The 2,582-nt window shown below is 49.2% G+C and carries 3 protein-coding genes; all 3 read right to left on the bottom strand.

Going from position 1 to position 2,582, the window contains the following annotated elements:
• A partial coding sequence (locus VIM87_RS10160; protein ID WP_331996888.1) for a dihydrodipicolinate synthase family protein occupies positions 1-531 on the bottom strand: 531 nt, incomplete at its 3' end.
• A gap of 11 nt (positions 532-542) precedes the next feature.
• On the bottom strand, positions 543-1,697 hold the full coding sequence (locus VIM87_RS10155) for a sialidase family protein (RefSeq protein WP_331996887.1): 1,155 nt from the start codon (positions 1,695-1,697) through the stop codon (positions 543-545).
• A 12-nt stretch (positions 1,698-1,709) separates the two neighbouring features.
• Positions 1,710-2,582: RagB/SusD family nutrient uptake outer membrane protein (locus VIM87_RS10150; protein WP_331996886.1), on the bottom strand; the 873-nt coding region annotated here is incomplete at its 5' end.

Raw genomic sequence — 2,582 nt, 5'->3', positions numbered from 1 at the left:
GGCCTGGTATTCATGCAGGGTGGCGGCGGTATACTTGATACCGGCCAGGTTGGGGATCTTCCCTTCTGCCAGCCGCAAAAATTCCAGCATATCTATTCCCATACCAGTGATCACCGGGATATGGTAGTAATAAAAAGGCATATCCGGCGCAGCTGCTGCAATTTCAGCCATACAATCCACCAGGTTACTTACAGACACCGGTTTAAAGTAAAATGCCGCTACTGCGGATATTGCATCTGCACCGATCTTTTTTGCATGCATGGCCAGCTTCCTGGCTTCCGCTATGGATGGATGCCCTACATGCACCAGCACCAGGCAGCGCTTGTTCACTGCTTTTACATATGCTTCCGCAATGGTCATGCGTTCCTCCGTGGTAAGGTTAGGTCCTTCCCCGTTGGTGCCGCAAATAAAAACGCCCTGTACCCCTTCACTGATCAGCCTTTCCACCAGGCCGGGTATCAGGGACAGATCCAATGAACCATCTTCATTAAATGTGCTGAATGTAGCTGCTATCAATCCTTGAATTCTCATCACTTGTATTGTTATTTTTTATTGTTTAGTAACCATGCCGTATTAAATTTTTTCAGCACCAGGCTATAATTGAATCCTTTAAAATCTTTTGTGTTGGTTTCATACAGGCAGTAAACCGTATTGTTCTTTCCCACTGCCATATCACTGTAGCCCGAAGGGCCGCTGTCCAGTACCCGCTGCAGGGGCCAGGTTTCACCGTTATCATAGGAAAGCTTTACCGTCAGGTTACGGCGCGGATTCTTTTCTATATTCCGGCTATCCGGGTTGGTAAATAACAGGGCATGCTTCCATTCAGGCAGACTTACAATACTGGCCATACACGCAGGATCGAACAGCTCTTCTTCAAATCGTATGGGGCTCCAGCCGGAAATACCATCATTGCTGATGCTGAAGGCCCTTCTTTTAATTGCTGAGCCGGAGCGTATGCTTAACAGCACACGGCCGTCTGCCAGCTGCACGGGCGTACTTTCATTGGGATTGGCAACAGCGGCAGAACTATCTGCTACAATGGCTCCCCGCTGCCAGGTTTTACCCAGATCATCACTATAGATAGTGGCCAAACAAGATGGCGAATGGCTTCTATGCGGGGTAAGCTTACGGGAATTTGCCAGCCAGGTGGCAGCCAGCAGCCTGCCGTTCTTTAGCTGAATCCCATGGCCGGGGCCGGGCGCTAATACCTTCCAGCTGTAATCCGTTTTAAACTGATCATACACCGCAGTGATATTAACGGCCGGCGCCCAGGTACGGCCATCATCGACCGACCAAGTATAAAAAGCCTTATCATAATCCCGCTGGTACAGCAAATGGATAGTGCCATTTGCATCTACGATCGGCACCGGGTTGCCTGCTGGCCCCTGGCTGTTGCTGTCAATAGGCATTATTTCGCTCCAGGTCTTACCCTCATCAGTGCTCCTGCGCATGGCCAGGTGCATGCCTGCCCAGTCACTGGCGCTGCCTATCCTGGCTTCACAAAAAGCCAGCAGGGTATTTTGTTTGGTGAGTACCAGCGCAGGTATGCGCATGGAGGTGTACAGGCCGCCCGGCTCAAATACCAGGTGGCTTTCATTTACCGCCTTGCCTGCTGTTCCTTTGGTAGTGCTGCAGGCCTGCATTATAATAGCTGCGGCCAGCAACAGGAATAAAGATCTTTTTTTGTATACCATCATTTATCTCAGCTTTTAGTATCCATCCGTTTGTTTAATATTCGGGTTATTTGCCAGCACAGTGCTGTTAACAGGCCAGAACAGCGGGGTGCTTTTACCGGCCAGGTTAGGCACATACGTATATACGTTAACGGTACCTCCCTTATGAAATCTTAACAGATCAAACCATCTTTTGTTCTCGAAAAAAAGTTCCCGGCCACGCTCATCAAGGATCTCCTTTTCTATCGCTGCCTTTGTTACTGACCCGGCATATGCGCCGGTGCCAGCCCTTGCCCTTACATAATCCAGGTATTTTACGCTGTTGGCCACATCATTTAATGCAGCATATGCTTCTGCTTTCATCAGGTACACATCTGCCAGCCGGTAAACGATAATATCGTTATCCGGCACGCGGTCGTCTGAATACTTTGTACCAGGATATTTGGTGATCCAGGATACTTTAGGACCAGAGGGCTGCCTTTCCAGGATCCAGGTGAAGGGAATGCGCTTATCTGCCGTATTTGAGAACAATGATTTTGATAAGGGACTTATCTGGTAAGCACCCTGTCCGTTTCCTGATGAAACAGCATAAGGTATGGAATCAAGATTCAATGCGCCCTGTATGATGGAGAGGAAAGGCAGCGCGTTCTTGGAATAGTTGCCGGCAGCTGTTTCATCCCGCTGAAAATAAGCTGCTATCAGCACTTCCTTATTAGCCGAAGCGCGGATGCCGGTAACATTTCCAAAATTATCATTCAGGCTTAAGCCTGTGGTTTCAATATCGCTGATAACAGTAACCGCTTCCTGCAGGTCGGCATTGCCGCCACCCAGCACCTTGGCGCTCCATAAAAGCGCATCTGCCTTCATGGCCAATACGGATCCGTATGCAAACCGGTATTTGGAAGGATA

Origin of the sequence: Chitinophaga sp. (genome assembly GCF_036569125.1) — a bacterium.
GTDB lineage: Bacteria > Bacteroidota > Bacteroidia > Chitinophagales > Chitinophagaceae > Chitinophaga.
Note: the sequence above shows the minus strand (reverse complement) of the source record. Positions and strands in the feature narration are given on the sequence as shown.